Source organism: Marinobacter psychrophilus (assembly GCF_001043175.1).
GTDB lineage: Bacteria > Pseudomonadota > Gammaproteobacteria > Pseudomonadales > Oleiphilaceae > Marinobacter > Marinobacter psychrophilus.
This window is the reverse complement of the sequence record NZ_CP011494.1, coordinates 1,662,617-1,677,875: the sequence shown is the minus strand read 5'-3', so window position 1 is coordinate 1,677,875 and position 15,259 is coordinate 1,662,617. Positions and strand designations below refer to the sequence as shown.

The 15,259-nt window shown below is 53.4% G+C and carries 17 protein-coding genes; 7 read left to right on the top strand and 10 right to left on the bottom strand.

What is annotated here, in order from left to right:
* The first annotated feature begins 45 nt into the window (after window positions 1-45).
* Window positions 46-1,176, top strand: a complete 1,131-nt coding sequence (locus tag ABA45_RS07460; protein WP_048385030.1) for a class II histone deacetylase — start codon at window positions 46-48, stop codon at window positions 1,174-1,176.
* Window positions 1,177-1,329: 153 nt separating this feature from the next.
* Here ABA45_RS07460 and ABA45_RS07455 read toward each other — a convergent pair whose 3' ends face one another.
* From ABA45_RS07455 to ABA45_RS07420, 8 genes are all read right to left on the bottom strand, one after another.
* Complete coding sequence (locus ABA45_RS07455; RefSeq protein ID WP_048388788.1) at window positions 1,330-2,085, bottom strand: amino acid ABC transporter ATP-binding protein; 756 nt, start codon at window positions 2,083-2,085, stop codon at window positions 1,330-1,332.
* Between the two features lie 67 nt (window positions 2,086-2,152).
* Window positions 2,153-2,806: an amino acid ABC transporter permease gene (locus ABA45_RS07450; RefSeq protein ID WP_048385029.1), complete on the bottom strand. Its 654-nt coding sequence runs from the start codon at window positions 2,804-2,806 to the stop codon at window positions 2,153-2,155.
* Between the two features lie 12 nt (window positions 2,807-2,818).
* Window positions 2,819-3,475 carry an amino acid ABC transporter permease gene (locus ABA45_RS07445; protein WP_048385026.1) on the bottom strand — a complete coding sequence of 219 codons (657 nt, stop codon included), beginning with the start codon at window positions 3,473-3,475 and terminating at the stop codon, window positions 2,819-2,821.
* A 118-nt stretch (window positions 3,476-3,593) separates the two neighbouring features.
* Window positions 3,594-4,397: a transporter substrate-binding domain-containing protein gene (locus ABA45_RS07440; protein ID WP_048385024.1), complete on the bottom strand. Its 804-nt coding sequence runs from the start codon at window positions 4,395-4,397 to the stop codon at window positions 3,594-3,596.
* Between the two features lie 197 nt (window positions 4,398-4,594).
* The gene (locus tag ABA45_RS07435; protein ID WP_048385022.1) at window positions 4,595-5,014 is read right to left on the bottom strand and encodes a hypothetical protein; all 420 of its coding nucleotides are present in this window, start codon (window positions 5,012-5,014) and stop codon (window positions 4,595-4,597) included.
* Complete coding sequence (locus ABA45_RS07430) at window positions 5,011-5,658, bottom strand: 3-oxoacid CoA-transferase subunit B (protein WP_157035531.1); 648 nt, start codon at window positions 5,656-5,658, stop codon at window positions 5,011-5,013. The genes ABA45_RS07435 and ABA45_RS07430 overlap by 4 nt, the downstream gene beginning before the upstream one ends.
* Window positions 5,645-6,340, bottom strand: coding sequence for a CoA transferase subunit A (locus ABA45_RS07425; RefSeq protein WP_048385020.1), 696 nt, complete (start codon window positions 6,338-6,340; stop codon window positions 5,645-5,647). Before ABA45_RS07425 ends, ABA45_RS07430 begins: the two co-directional genes overlap by 14 nt.
* Entirely contained in the window at window positions 6,337-7,677 is a 1,341-nt protein-coding gene (locus ABA45_RS07420) for an aminotransferase family protein (RefSeq protein WP_048385018.1), read from the bottom strand. Before ABA45_RS07420 ends, ABA45_RS07425 begins: the two co-directional genes overlap by 4 nt.
* A gap of 152 nt (window positions 7,678-7,829) precedes the next feature.
* Between ABA45_RS07420 and ABA45_RS07415 the strand changes: the two genes are divergently transcribed.
* Window positions 7,830-8,756 carry a LysR family transcriptional regulator gene (locus tag ABA45_RS07415; protein WP_048385016.1) on the top strand — a complete coding sequence of 309 codons (927 nt, stop codon included), beginning with the start codon at window positions 7,830-7,832 and terminating at the stop codon, window positions 8,754-8,756.
* A gap of 274 nt (window positions 8,757-9,030) precedes the next feature.
* On the opposite strand, the gene ABA45_RS07410 is transcribed toward ABA45_RS07415, so the two are convergent.
* A complete protein-coding gene (locus ABA45_RS07410; RefSeq protein ID WP_048385014.1) occupies window positions 9,031-9,774 on the bottom strand; it encodes a J domain-containing protein in 744 nt (247 codons plus the stop codon).
* Between the two features lie 46 nt (window positions 9,775-9,820).
* Entirely contained in the window at window positions 9,821-10,528 is a 708-nt protein-coding gene (locus ABA45_RS07405; protein WP_048385013.1) for a hypothetical protein, read from the bottom strand.
* 297 nt (window positions 10,529-10,825) lie between these two features.
* Here ABA45_RS07405 and phnD point away from each other — a divergent pair, with 297 nt between their 5' ends.
* The 5 genes from phnD (at window position 10,826) to ABA45_RS07380 (ending at window position 15,237) form a co-directional block, all read left to right on the top strand.
* Window positions 10,826-11,848 carry a phosphate/phosphite/phosphonate ABC transporter substrate-binding protein gene (gene phnD, locus ABA45_RS07400; protein WP_227506162.1) on the top strand — a complete coding sequence of 341 codons (1,023 nt, stop codon included), beginning with the start codon at window positions 10,826-10,828 and terminating at the stop codon, window positions 11,846-11,848.
* Window positions 11,849-11,901: 53 nt separating this feature from the next.
* Complete coding sequence (gene phnC, locus ABA45_RS07395) at window positions 11,902-12,705, top strand: phosphonate ABC transporter ATP-binding protein (RefSeq protein ID WP_048385011.1); 804 nt, start codon at window positions 11,902-11,904, stop codon at window positions 12,703-12,705.
* Window positions 12,702-13,520 carry a phosphonate ABC transporter, permease protein PhnE gene (gene phnE / locus ABA45_RS07390; protein WP_048385009.1) on the top strand — a complete coding sequence of 273 codons (819 nt, stop codon included), beginning with the start codon at window positions 12,702-12,704 and terminating at the stop codon, window positions 13,518-13,520. Before phnC ends, phnE (ABA45_RS07390) begins: the two co-directional genes overlap by 4 nt.
* Window positions 13,514-14,323: a phosphonate ABC transporter, permease protein PhnE gene (phnE, locus tag ABA45_RS07385; RefSeq protein ID WP_014870861.1), complete on the top strand. Its 810-nt coding sequence runs from the start codon at window positions 13,514-13,516 to the stop codon at window positions 14,321-14,323. The genes phnE (ABA45_RS07390) and phnE (ABA45_RS07385) overlap by 7 nt, the downstream gene beginning before the upstream one ends.
* 104 nt (window positions 14,324-14,427) lie before the next feature.
* A complete protein-coding gene (locus tag ABA45_RS07380; RefSeq protein WP_048385007.1) occupies window positions 14,428-15,237 on the top strand; it encodes an HAD-IIB family hydrolase in 810 nt (269 codons plus the stop codon).
* The last annotated feature ends 22 nt before the right edge of the window (window positions 15,238-15,259 follow it).

Here is a 15,259-nt window from a genome sequence, read left to right as displayed (position 1 = left end):
ATCCTGCGGAAAACGTGCGCTCACCTATCAGCAACAGGATGCGAAATGACTCGAACCGCTACTAGTGATGCGATTCACACAACGGGATTTTACTGGCATGAGCGCTGTTTCTGGCACGATCCCGGGGCCATTGGTGTGTTTTCGTCCGCGGGCGCTTTCCTACAGCCTCAACCTGCGTCGGAAAGCCCGGAGAGTAAACGTCGGCTCAAGAACCTTTTGGAAGTGTCGGGGCTGATCGATGAGCTGGTGGTTGTCAAACCGCCGCCTGCTACTCGCCGGGATCTCGAGTATTTCCATACCGGGCGTTATCTGGACGAACTTGAAAAAGGCGATCTTCAGGGTGGTGGGGACGGAGGCGATTGCGCACCTTATACCGCTGGCAGCCTGGCGGCGGCTAAACAGTCGGCGGGGCTGGCCATTGCCGCAGTAGAGGATGTAGCTCTGGGTATAAGACGCCGCGCCTACGCGCTTTGCCGGCCGCCGGGGCATCATGCCGAGCCTGATCGCGGGCGGGGTTTTTGCCTGCTGGGCAATATTCCCGTCGCGATAAAGCGTGCACGGGCACTGGGTCAGATTGGGCGCGTCGCGGTGCTTGACTGGGATGTGCATCATGGCAACGGCACCCAGAGTGCGTTTTACGATGACCCCGATGTGTTCACGCTGTCGATCCATCAGGCCGGTAACTATCCGTTAGATACCGGAGCGTTTGAAGAGCAGGGTGAAGGAGCTGGGCTAGGCTATAACCTTAATGCGCCAATGCCACCCGGTTGCGGCATTGGCGCGTATCGCTATGCCATGAGTCAGTTGATCTTGCCTGCGCTGACTGATTTTCGCCCTGAACTGATTGTTGTTGCCTGCGGCTACGATGCCTGCGCCAAGGATCCGCTGGGCAAAATGATGCTGAACAGTGGCGCGTTTTCACAAATGACGGAACAAATCCGAAAACTGGCAGAGCACGTCTGCGATGGGCGCCTGGTGATGGTTCATGAGGGTGGCTATTCGGAAGGCTATGCTCCGTTATGTGGTCATGCGGCGATCGCAGCGCTGGCGGACAGCGATACCCGGGTGCCAGACCCGCAAAATGAGGAAATTGCGGTCTGGGGCTATCAGGCGCTGCAGCCGCATCAACGCGAGTTGATTGATGCCTGGAGCAAATCACTCGCGACACCGGCATAACGCTGGCCAATTCGGTAAAAATCCTTGGTTTCCAGCGTCATCCCGGCCAGCGGGTCATCTTTATGGGCAGGCGCAGATTGACCGCGAAGAAAAAAATGCTTGGGCGCGTGAAGAGATTGCGCCTTATGGCAAACATATTTCACAGCGCAGCGCCTAGTGATTATTGCCGAGGTGTTTGCGCAGGAAGTTGCACGTGCGCTCCTGATCCGGATTGCTGAACAGCTTCTCCGGGGCGCATTCTTCAACAACAACCCCTCCGTCCATAAACATGGCCCAGTCCGACACATCGCGCGCAAATGTCATCTCGTGTGTCACGATCAACATGGTCATATGTTCTTCTGCCAGGCCGCGCATTACCCGGTTAACTTCCTCGACCAGCTCCGGATCCAGGGCTGAGGTCGCCTCGTCAAACAACATCACCTTGGGCTGCATCGCCAGCGCCCGGGCAATCGCCACCCGTTGCTTTTGACCGCCCGACAAATGGTTGGGAAACACCTCGGCTTTCTCGGCAAGGCCAACCCGGTCAAGCAACTCCATACCGAATTCTCGAGCCATTTTTTTATCCATGCCTTTCAGCTTGCGTGGCCCCAAGGTGACATTGTCAATCGTAGACAGATGAGGAAACAGATTGAAGTGTTGAAACACCATGCCCATATTCTGGCGAATGTGGTTGATGTGCCGTTCAAATGCGAGGCCGTTCATATCGGGCCGATTCACTTGAACGCCGTCGAGAAGAATCTCACCCTGGTCAATCACCTCCAGTTGGTTCACCGAACGTAACAAAGTGCTCTTGCCAGAACCGGAAGGGCCAATGATGGATACGATCTTTCCGCGGTTGACCGTCAGGTCGATACCTTTTAAAACTTCCAGATCGCCAAAACGCTTGTGTACATTGCGGATCTCGACCATCGGAGTGTCGGTTTGATGCTCAGTTTTCACGGGCTCTACCGCCTTTTATGCTGTCAAAGATTAGGGTTTAGCGACGATAGGCCGTCTGCCGCTCCAGCCAGGCCTGGCCTAGCTCCATAAAGATATTGATTACGTAATACAACAGAGCGATAACGATGAAAAACTCGAACGGCCGGAACGTTACGCTGATTGCATACTGGGAGGCATGCACCAGCTCAGCCACACCGATAGCGGATAAGACCGACGTATCTTTCACCATTAAAATCATATTGTTGCCCAGTTGCGGGATCGCGCGAATAAAGGCCTGGGGAACAATGATGTAGAAAATGGTGGCGATATGGCCAAAGCCTATCGACCGTGAAGCTTCGTACTGACCATCGGAAACTGTCTTGATGGTGGCAATAAAAATATCGGCGTTGTAAGCCATGTAGTGAAAACCCAGCCCAAGTATGCCAACCAGGATGGCGGGAATCAGAATCCATTCACCGAGGCCAAAATACAAAAAGTAAAGTTGTAACAGCAATGGCGTCGTCATGAACAGCCAGATAAAGAAGCGCAATGGCCAGCTCACGACCTTATTGATATAAATGGAGATCACGGCCACCACCAGGCCACCCACAACCGACAGAAAGGCAACAGCGACGGCCACCAAAGAACCAACACCGAGGCCTTTCAACAAGGTTGGGAAGTAAGTCATTACCGGACCGAAATCAAATTCCATCTCTGCGTCCTTTTATTGGGTTGTGTAACGCGTTGCGCGACGATAGGCCAGTTCGATGATGCCCATCACCGCGTAGACAATGACGATGTACATCAGTGCACTGAGAGTGAAAATCTCCAGCGGTTTGTAGGTCGAACCAATCAACCGCTGAGCCTGATACGTCAATTCAACCACGGAGATGATGGAAACCAGAGAGGAGTTTTTCACCAGTACAATGGCCAACACCCCGACTGAACGAATCATCAGTGGGGCGGCTTGCGGCAACACGATAGACACCATCGTTTGTACCTTGCCAAATCCCACGGATCTGGCGGCTTCGGTCTGACCACTATCCACGGACTCGATGGAGCCGCGAATCGCTTCGCTCATATAGGCGCCAATATTGAAAGCGCCTACGAAGACACCACACATAATGGGGTCAAGCCTGAAGCCAATACTGGGGCCGCCATAAAATACCAGCAACAACTGGACGAAATAGGGTGTCCCGCGAACCACGCTGATATAACCTCTGGCAAACCAGCGGATAGGTGCAAAGCGAAAAGATTGCAAGAACACGAGGCCGCAGGCGACAAAGAATCCAAAGAACATTGAACGAGCAGAAACATCGATCGTGACCCAGGCCGCCTCGATCAACAAGGGCGTAACCTCGACCATCAAATTGAAATCCATGGTCTTACCTTTTTTGCTGTTGTCGGTGATACAACATCCGCCGTGTTGACTCGGGGGACGAGGTGAAGGGTGAACCCTGATGCATTGGTTGCGTCTGGATCACCCCCTTGCCGAGCCGTTACTCGATGTTAGCGCCCTTGCCAATCCACTTGTCGACAATGGTCTGGTAAGTTCCATCAGCCTTGATTTCTGCCAGCGCAACGTTCAGCGCCGCAAGCAGTTCAGGCTTGTTTTTCTGAACCGAAATAGCGGCAGGCCAGCGTGGCAATTCACCAACGTCTACCATCTTGATGTCAGGCGCATTTTCCTGCATGGCAACCAGCACGGGCACGTCATCGGCAATCATGAGATCGATACGGCCTGTGGTCAGGCCAGTCATCATGCTGGGCAGACCCTGAAAGGTCTGGTTACGCCATTTGCCTTCACCATTTTCCACCGCCCACTGGTTACCGGTTTCGCCCAGAGTGGAACCGACAGTCTTGCCGGCAAAGTCGTCGATGCTGCTAATATCGTCGGTGCCGCCTTGCACCCAAACTGACAGACCGGCGCTGTAGTAGGAGTCGGAAAAGTCAATTGCCTTCCTACGCTCTTCTGTGTCGCTCATGCTGCAGATGCAGGCATCGAAGCGGCCACCGACCATGGCGGCGATAATGCCGCTCCAGGGGGATGACTGCACATTAACCTCGACACCCATCTTTGCCGCCAGAGCCTCGGCCATGTCGACATCAAGGCCAACCAGATTGCCCTGGGTGTCGACGTAACTGAAGGGAGGGTAAGCACCGGAGTTGACCACCTGAAATACGTCGTTACGAATTTCATCCAGATCACGCGCCTGCGTCGGCATGGCCACCATGGCCGCTGCACCTGCCACTATTGCTACGACAGCCAGAGATTGAGAAAACTTTCTAGTAAGAGCCTTCATATTCTTCTTCCTGTTCAGACCTTTCTATAAAGCAATGCACACATCGGTGCATCACACCTCTTCACACTGGTTAATGACCGCACCTGTTAAGCCAGGACTGATCGCTTTAACTCTTTCAGATTGCTTATAATTTAGACTACTTTTCTTGTTGCTGTGGTTACCTCCTATTCGTTTCTCCTTAAGTTTTATCCTCAAACTCACTCAATCAACATGGCAATGCCCTGATTGCCGCCAATGCAGGCAGCGGCGGCGCCGTAAAGACTTTGCGCTACCTGCAGCGACCGTGCCAAGGTACCGGCCAGACGAACACCAATTGCACCCAGCAGGTGTCCGATAGCCAGAACACCGCCATTTTGCAGTGAAAGCCGATGACAGCTGGGCCAGTACCTGAGGCTCGCTGCCTGGTCGGATGCACGCATCTTGTGCACATGACTCACCCTCTGCCACGGTTGTGGGCAGTATTTCATCAATAAAGAACCCCGTTGCTGCGCTTCGTGTGCTCGCTGGTGCGAACGGCAAGCAAAAGCATCCATCTGCTCCCGGTTCATACCGGATATCTGTGACAGTCGATCTGCTGGCAAATCCGCGAACGCGTCAACACCGACTTTCAACGTCATGACTCGGCCTTCCTTGTAGCAAACGTCAGCTCCGCTTCCGTTTGGGCCTGCAAATCAGCGTCACTTATCTGGACCAGCTTTTCACGCACCACCAAGCCTTGCGCAGTGACGTCCATTACCGCCAGGTCGGAAATTATGCGGTTGACACAGGTTTTGGCCGTCAGCGGCAGCCGGCAATTTTTAAGGATCTTGGGTCGCCCCTGTTTGTCGGTATGGGTCGTCAACACAACGATGCGTTTCGTCTTTTGGGCCAGTTCCATGGCACCCCCAATTCCGGGCGAAAACTTGCCCGGAATTTTCCAGTTGGCCAGGTTGCCGAGCGCGTCGACTTCGAAGGCACCAATCATGGTTAGATCTAGCCGGGCGCGACGAATGATTGCGAAAGAGACAGCGCTGTCGAACAGGCTGGCGCCTTTCCGAACGGAAACATAAGCGCCGGCGGCGTCAATGAGGAAGGGGTCCATTACCTCGGGAGCACTCTGCTTCCAGGCGCCGAGAATGCCATTCTCCGAATGAATCTGTACATCGAAGTCATCCGGCAGGTAATGGATAACCTGCGTTGGCAAACCAATGCCCAGATTGACAAGGCTACCCGGGATGATTTCACTCACCGCCCGACTCAAAATGCGTTCAGCGGCGGACATGATGTTCCAGAATTCCGTAGTCAGAGGTGAGTGATTCAAGCGGTACAACGCTGTCGACAAAAGCACCCGGCGTATGCACCTGCTCAGGCTTGAATCGGCCCGGCGCCCCGAGATCCGGCGTCTCGACAATGACGTGGTTCGCAGCCATGGCCATCAGCGGGCTGAAGTTGATAGCCGAGCCCCGATAAAGCAGATTGCCGAGCCAGTCAGCCTGTGCGGCATGGATGAGCGCATAGTCAGCCGACAACGCCATCTCGACCTTGTAGGTCTGACCTTGCCAGTCGAGCAGATCTTCAGACCGGGTAATTTCAGAATCGATGCCAATGTCGGTGAGAAAACCAAAGCTGCCGGCACCGGCGGTACGAATCTTTTCGGCCAGCATGCCCTGGGGATGAAACTCGACCTCGAGTACGCCCTTGTTCATCAGATCAATCACGCGTTTGTTCAGGCCGATGTGCGTGGTAATCAGCTTGCGCACCTGGCCGTTCTCCATCAACCGGCTCAAGCCATGGCCGGGTTCATTGGCATCGTTCTTGATAAGCGTCAGGTCGCTCTGTCCCTGACGCACCAGCTCGTTGATCAGGCTGAAAGGCGTGCCCGGATTGCCAAAGCCACCCACCATGACCACAGCCCCGGAGGGTATGGCGGCGATGGCGTTTTCCAGGGTCTGGTTTTTTTTCATGAACAGACTTCCTGCCTCAGCGACACCTGCTCGAAGGCGGCCAAGCTGTCATCCAGCAAGGCGATTATGTCGTCAATGTCCGCAGCGGTAACGGTCAGCGGCGGCGTAATCAACACATGATCCCCCTCTAGACCATTCAGGCAACGCCTGGGATAAATAAGCAAGCCACGGGCTTTAGCCAAGGCGGTAAGCTTTTCGAAGGCATTGAACGATGCCGGAAATGGCTGCTGGCTGGCCTTGTCCTGCACAAGTTCCACTCCCTGCAACAAGCCGATGCCTCGCACATTGCCAATACAGTCATACTTGAGAGCCAGTTGGTCGAGCTGCTGACGAAGATAGGCACCCTGCTCTACCGCATTGTTGACCAGTTGCTCCGAGTCCATTACACCAATGACAGCAAGGCCCGTGGCACAAGCCAAAGGGTTGCCGGCGTAGGTATGACCGTGCATGAAACCGCCACTGCGATTCACCTCGTTAACCAGCTCCTGACGCGCCATCATGGCCGCTATGGGGTAGTAACCAGAACCGAGCCCTTTGGCCAGCGCCAGAATGTCAGGCACCACACCAAAGTGCTGGTAGGCAAACCAGGCGCCGGTGCGACCCATGCCGCTGAGCACTTCGTCCATGATGAACAGAAAACCATAGCGATCACACAAAGCCCGCAACCCTTCCATATACGCTTTGGTGACCATGCGCCCTCCGGTGCTGGCACCGCCAACCGGCTCCAGCGCAAGGGCCGCAATTGTCTCCGGGCCTGCGGCCAGAATGGCGTTTTCGGTCTGTTCCAGAACCGATGCAATGTGTTCTTCAACACTGGTTTCCTGGAAACGGTACAAGTCTGGCGAGGGCACCTTGACCGAGCTAATAGTGATCGAGCGATACGGTGCCTCCAGGGGTTCGTATCCCGTTAACCCCAGTGCGCCCATGGTACTGCCATGATACGAAGGGCGCAGCGACACAAACTTGCAACGCTCTGACTGCCCTTGAGCAACAAAATACTGGACCGCCAGTTTGATCGCGCTCTCGACCGCTTCTGAACCACTGCCGACAAAGAAGACTTTATCCAGCTCACCGTCAGTCAGACCGACCAGGCGGTTTGCCAGGTCCAGCGCGACCTGGCTTTCGAACTGGGTGCGATAGCTGAAAGCGACCTTATCAAGTTGCTCAACCATGGCGCGTTTTACGGTGGGGTGGTTGTGACCAACATTACAGGTGATGGCACCAGAGCAGGCATCGATGTAACGCTGACCTGTGGTGTCCCAGATATAGATACCATCGGCATGGCTGACAAGTGGCATGTCATTACTGGTCAGGTAAAACAAAGCATTGTTGGACATGGCACTAACCATCCTTGAAAACAAATCGGTTTTTTAGATCTGTTTTCATTAAAGAACAGCTACAAATTAATTTCAATGCATAATGTTTATTCATTACTTGATGACTTACACTCATGTTTTAGTTCAATCATCACCCTTCGAGACCAGAAAATATGAGCGATATAAATCTTAACTCTCTGAAGTCTTTGCTCATTTTTAAAACGCTGTATGAGACTGGCACCGCCACAAAGACCGCCAAGGATTTGGGCATTACCCAGTCTGGCGTCAGTCGATCTCTGGCACAGTTGGAAGAAAATATTGGAATTCCGCTGTTCATGCGGCACAAAAAGCGGCTGATCGTTCTGCCTGAGGCCGATGAGCTCTATAGTGAGATTCTTGGTTTGCTGAGCAACCTGGAGAACATGAAGCACAGCATTGTGGCACTGCGTGAATTTGGCGCTTCGCGCATACGCATTGCCTCAGCACCGGCTTTGGGTTTTGCCTATGTCCCCAAAATCATCGCCCGCATTCTGCGTGACAACCCCAAGTACAACGTCTACCTGGACATCATGCCCAGCCCGGAAGTGGTTCGTGCGGTTGAAGCGGGTTATTTCGATGTCGGATTCGTGACTCTGCCGGTGAACAGCCAGGCACTGGTGGTTGATGAGTTGATCTCAACCGAAGCCGTGTGTCTGATGCCTAAAAACCACAGTCTGGCCAAAGCCAGTGTGATCACAATAGAAGATCTGAAAGGCCAGCATCTGGTCATTCCCAACCAGCCCAACCTGGCAGCCGACCAGCTCCTACTGGAACTGTCGCAGAAAAACATTCACATTGCTGGCAAAACCGAAGCCAACATCGCTGCCATTTACTCGCTGGTCGCCAACGGTGTCGGCATCACCCTGATCAACCCCATCACAGCCTACGACCACCAGGTAACCCGCGATGACCTACTGATCAAGCCGTTCAAGCCCGCCTTTAACTATCATTTTGGACTGGCGTATAAACAAAAATGGACGAACAACCGATTAATCGGTTTGCTCAAAGAAATGCTCCCGGAGTTGCCGGATCACCTCTTGGCTAAATGCACCGACTCCTGAGTAACACGAGTGAATATCCGCAACAGCGCTAAACAAAGACAGATTTATTTTTCTCATGCAACTTACATTTCAACAACCGTCAAACCCATTCCGCCCCGGTCTCTGGCCGAAGTGACAAACTTCAACAATTAAAAGACATTACGCTATATCCCATTGTCTTCGCTTTGCTTGCCTTATTAGCACTGCACTATTTTAATGCCCAGAAACATTTTTGGAATTCACCGGGGCAATGAAGCTCTCTGGTGAGAATTTCTTTGTTTTCAATTAGTTTTCCTCAACTCAAAAGACGCTCTTTGGCTTCGTTAACACGAGCAGCAAGGTAGTTACTTCCGCCACGGTCCGGGTGCATTTTCTGCATCATTCTACGATGAGCCTGCACAATCTCGTCCCGGTTGGCACCGGCCACCAATCCCAGAATGTCCAAAGCCTCACTGTCGGTCAGGGTGCCGTTGCTGGTCGACCTCTCGCGTTCGCTGTCTTGTTCACCGTTTTGGGCACTGTCATCGCCAGCCGGATCGTCAGTGCGCCAGGAGTCTCCGAAGCGGCGGTCTAAATAGGTTTCTAAAAGTCGGGCAGAATCCTCATCTTGATCCCGGCAGTACTGCAGCAACCCGATGAACTCACTCTCGGCCAAATCCGCCAGCACGCGCCCGGCCATGGCGCCTTTCAATATTTCACCGGTCATATCTCCGGAGTCGTGGTCCAGAGTCATTTTGAAGATATCGCTGGAAACGTGGGATTGGTTGCCCGGCTGTGCCTTTGCCTGGCTGCTTCCCATCAAGCCCGACAGACGCCCCATCAACAGCGAAGGTAGCACCCGGCGTAGCAGGGGGAAAAGAAAAGCCATCATCGCAAACAAAATGGGTAGGCGACCGGTAATAGCCATTAGGACCACCGTCACAACAGCGGCAATTACCACCAGCTTGACAATAGCCGGTTTCTGCTGGCTAGGCGGCTGGTTACGCAGCCAGGCCCAGGCAACAACGGTCATCACAGTAATCAAAAGCACTAATAGCACTCGGATACCTCGGGCCGATTGACCCACCGGTTAATTGAAACAAGCGCTAACGAATTTGTTGAGTCAAGCGCTTAACTTCTGGCGAGCTGCGGCTGGAATAGTCCTGCAGCGCTTTCACTCCCCCGGAAGCATAGACCGCCACAGCAGCCATAAGATCCTTCAGCATTTGCGGACTGTTGCTGTTAAAGGGTGCGTAGGCGCCACCCGATAGTTTGGCAACCTGCTGAAACACCGCCTTGGCGTTTGCATCGGCACCCTCAAGGAACATGAACACCGGGGTACGCAGCATGCCCAGCTCGCCAGCGATGTGGCAAAGCTCGTCTACCGGCTCCTCACAACAATCTCCGATAAACACCACCACTTTTACGGCCTTTGCCCGGGTTTCTTCCCTGGCGTGTGCCAAAACCCGATGAATCTGAGTACGGCCACCCAAGCAGGACACGCCGTTCATCAGCTTGAGTAGTTGGCTGGTCTGGTTAACAAACCTCGTGGCCTTAAATTCCCCATAACCGCGGTAGTAACACAGCTGAATGGCCAGGCCTCCCAAATCACGGGTCGCCAGAAAAAGCTCGCTCTGCAAGTGGCAAGCCTGATCCCAGGTAGCCTCTCTGCTAGCGGTAGCATCCAGAGCAAAAATCAGCCGGCCCTGCTGACCACTCGGCCCTCCATCTTGCTTGGGCAACTTACGGATTTGGTGGATAAACTGGTCGATCGACTGTTTATCGGATTTTTTCCGGAGCTCTTTGTCAGACATACGCTTTTGCAAACCGCCTTGTTCTGCCAATGTATTGGTGAAAGCTTAGGGTAAAGAATACGCAATTCACAGGCCTGGCGGACCACATTGCCTAATGCTCACGCGTTCAAAATGCACCTCAACATTCAATTGAACACCTTTCGCCACGGTTTCTCCGCCAAATAGTCTCATTGCAGACATACGTACCTTGCCTAATGGTGCTTTACTGCTACTATGAGGGTTCAATTGAACATCTTATAACAACAATCTAGCGGAACGGGTCCTTTCAGGATGTTCAATTCAAGGCATGAGGCTCTCATGCAGGACCGTTTCCAGTGGAGCATCTCGATGAATATGCAGAAAAAGTTGTTTTCCAGCACCTTGCCGTCCGTCACCCTGGCGGCCTCGGCTTTACTGTTTGCTTTCAGCAGCCCGGCTCTGGCGGACTGTGAACGAGGCGCACTCGACGCCATGTACTGCGATGCAAACGGCGACATGGTCGCCGACTTGCCAGCGGATGAGTCAGAGTGGGTTAATCCCGATACCTTGATTTTTGCCTACACGCCTGTTGAAGATCCGGCCATTTATTCGGATATCTGGCAGCCATTCATTGATCACCTGGCAAAAGTGACCGGTAAAGAAGTTCGTTTCTTCGCAGTACAATCTAATTCTGCCCAAGTAGAAGCCATGCGCAGTGGGCGCCTGCACATTGCCGGCTTTTCCACGGGCCCAACACCTTTCGCCGTTAACCTTGCCGGTGCAGTTCCCTTTGCGCTGATGGGTTCAGACACGGGTCAATTTGGCTATACCTTGCAGGTTTTCACCCACAGCAGTTCTGACATTTTTGAAATGAAAGACCTCAAAGGCAAGCGGGTTGCGCACACATCACCCACCTCTAATTCCGGCAACCAGGCACCCAGAGCACTGTTTCCGGAGCTTGGAATAGTACCGGGTGAAGACTACGAAATTTCTTTTTCGGGCAGCCACGATCAATCCATGCTGGGTGTGGTCGCTCGCGACTACGATGCTGCTCCAGTTGCCTCAGAAGTGGTAGAACGTATGGCCGCTCGTGGGCTGTATGACGTAGAAGATGTGCGCTTGGTGTGGGAATCAGATCGTTTCCCGACAACGTCTTATAACCATGCTCACAACTTACACCCTGACCTGGTTGAAAAAGTTCGCGAGGCTTTCTACACCTTTAAATTCGCCGGCACCGAGCTGGGTGACGAGTTTGAAGGCGTCGAAACGTTCATTCCGATCACCTATAAGGACAACTGGCGCGTCATTCGCACCATTCAGGCGTCCAATGGCGTTCAGTACACCCCCGATAATCTTCAATAAGAAAACCGGAGCCTCTGGCTAATCCGTCAGAGGCTCTATCCGGAGTTAATCACATGTTAGAGATTACCAACCTCGTCAAGCGATACGGGCAGAACGACCCCGTGCTCAAAGGTCTTGATTTGACGGTCGATGGCAGCAGTGTTGTTTCCATTGTTGGCGCTTCAGGTGCCGGGAAAAGCACCCTGTTGCGCTGCATCAACCGGTTGGTCGAACCGACATCGGGTTCGATCAAGCTAAACGGCCACGAGTTGGTCAATCTTCGCGGAAGTGCATTGCGTCATTCTCGCCGACGCATCGGTATGGTCTTTCAGGGTTTTAACCTGATTGATCGTTTAACGGTTATGGAGAACGTGCTGTCCGGGCGCTTGGGTTACGTGTCTTTTTTCCAGGCGTTAACCCGCCGCTTTCCGCAAACTGACATCGATCGTGCCTTCAGCTTGATGGAGCGTGTGGGTATTGCCCAATACGCCGACAAACGCGCAGACCAGCTATCGGGTGGCGAGCGGCAGCGTGTTGCAGTGGTTCGTGCGCTGATGCAGGAGCCGGAGATTTTGCTGGCCGACGAGCCAACCGCCTCGCTAGACCCAAAAACGTCGCAGCAAATCATGAGTTTGTTGCAAAGCCTGGCGAGTGAAATGTCACTGCCGGTGTTGATCAACATTCACAACGTGACCCAGGCGCGAATGTATACAGACCGCATTGTGGGTATGCGCCACGGCCAGATGATTTTTGACGGTGAGCCCAAAGATTTCAACCAGGATGCGCTAGACGCCATATACGGTGGTATCGAATCACCGGAAGAAGATGGTGAGGACTCAGGAAAGAAAGCATCTCAGGATCAGGAGGCTTCGGCATGACACGCGTCAAAACCGGAGCCGACACCCCGTCAGGCAGGGTCTGGAAAAAGCCACCGTTCATAGCAAACCCCTGGGTTCGCTATGGTTTGATCGCCATAGCCCTGACCTACCTATACTGGGCATTTTCAACCTTGCCGTTCAATTGGGAGCGGGTTTCCGAGGGGTTGCCCCGTGCCGCTCGAATTTTCGGTGGCGCTTTTCCGCCCAGTTTCGAGCGTGGAAGTTTGTTATGGACCGGGTTCAAGGAAAGTTTCCAGATTGCCTTTCTGGCAACCCTGATGGGTGTTGGTCTGTCGCTGCCCATCGCGGTGATGGCCGCTAAAAATGTGGCGCCCTTGCCTATTTATCTGTTGGGACGTGCGCTGATTGTTATATCCCGCAGCTTTCATCCGGTTATCGTGGCCATTCTTTTTGTCGCCGCGGTCGGTTTTGGCCCGCTGGCAGGCATTCTCACCCTAACCCTGTATTCCATCGGCTTTGTGGCCAAGTTATTGGCTGAGGAAATCGAAGAGATCGACTGGGGTCAGGTTGAAGCTATGCGCTCGGTGGGTGCCGGTTATTTTAAAATACTGGTCTTTGGGGTTTTTCCACAGATTATGCCACGCCAGATAGGTCTGTCTATGTACCAGCTGGACAGCAACCTTCGCGCTTCGGCGGTGGTCGGTATTGTAGGTGCAGGCGGTATTGGTGGCACGCTGATGAACGCCTTTGGACGCTACGACTACGATTTCGCATTTGCCATTCTGCTGATGATCATCGCGATCATTTTGATCAGTGAAGGGTTCAGCGGATGGGTGAGGAAAAAAGTATGGTAGATCATGCTGCAAAACTGAAAGACCACGTCTGGTCACGCTATGACCGAAAAGAGCAGTTGATCCGCTACGGGATCTACCTGGCGACTTTGGTGGCCGTTGTCTGGGCGATAAAAGACATCGATATTTTCTGGCCCTGGGTGTGGGACGCTCCTAATCAGATACAAAGCCTGGGGTCACGCATGTGGCCGCCGGAATTCAGTCGGTGGGATGCGATTTTCAATGCCATGTTGGAAACCGTTCATATTGCTACGCTGTCGACCATGCTGACGATATTCATCGCCTTACCGGTGTCCTATATTGCAGCGCAGAATACAACGCCGAACAAGGCAACGCTGTGGCTTGGCCGGTTTATTCTGGTATCCAGCCGTTCAGTAAACACCATTATATGGGCACTGCTGTTTGTGGCGATTTTTGGCCCCGGCGTGCTGGCCGGCATTCTGGCGGTTATGTTCCGGTCCATCGGGTTCATTGGCAAGCTGATGGGCGAAGCCATTGAAGAGATTGATCGCAACCCGGTAGAAGCCATGCAGGCAACGGGCGCCAGTAAAATGAAGGTGGTGCTTTACGCGATTGTGCCTCAGGTAATGCCGGCATTTTTTGCCATCATTATTCTGCGCTGGGACATCAATATCCGTGAATCTACCGTTTTGGGCCTGGTGGGCGCCGGCGGTATCGGAGTGTTGCTGCAGGGGTCGATCGACCTGTTTGCCTGGCAGACAGTTGCCACAATCCTGTTGGCCATCATTGTTCTTGTTATTCTGGGCGAAGCCATTACCAGTGTCCTACGCAAAAAAGTAATCTGATGCTGAGTTCTCTCTAACGCTAAGTACGATCCAACGCTAAATAACATGCCGCCCGGCTTTGGCCGGCGGCACCTACCTCTGCGATGAACGGGAAAGCAGACACTATGTTGAATGATTTTGAGTTTGGTAACGCGGATATTCTGTTTACCGATGTGGACGATACGCTGACCACTGCCGGCCAACTGCTGCCCGAGACCTATCTTGCGATTTGTCGCCTCGCGGCGGCAGGCATTCGAGTGATTCCAGTCACCGGAGGCTGTGCCGGCTGGTGTGACCAGATCATTCGAACCTGGCCGGTAACAGCCGTGATTGGTGAAGGCGGTGCCTTTTACGCAGAACGCACCGCACCCATGACCGTTCGCTGGCACTACTGGGATAATGAATCATCACACCGTGAAGACCAGGCTCGCATATTGGCGGCTGTTGCCTCGTTGAAGCTAGACTTTGAACCGAAACTGGCCGGCGACCAGGCCTTTCGCACTGTTGATGTGGCGGTGGATTATAACCAGCAAGAGTCTTTAAATGTGCAGCAGGTGGCACAAATTCACGACGCGCTTAAAGCACAGGGATTTAATGTTCGGGAAAGCTCAATTCATATCAACATCTGGCAGGGAGACTTCGATAAATCCACCATGGCGATGCGGGTAGGCCGTGATTTACTGGGCCTGAATCCGCAGGCATTGCGGCAGCGCTCTGTGTTTATTGGAGATGCGCCCAATGACGAATGTATGTTCGGCAACTTCCCGCTGAGTATCGGTGTGGCAAACATTCGCAAGCACCTGCCAGTCATGACCCACCAGCCAGTCGCGATCGCCAGCCAGCCTTCCGGGCTGGGATTTGCTGAAATGGCAGATGCCTGGCTGCAGCAACGCACTGCGTCTGGGCTAAGCCAGGCTGACACTCGCCGCGCATAGCCACAACATGAATCAACTGACC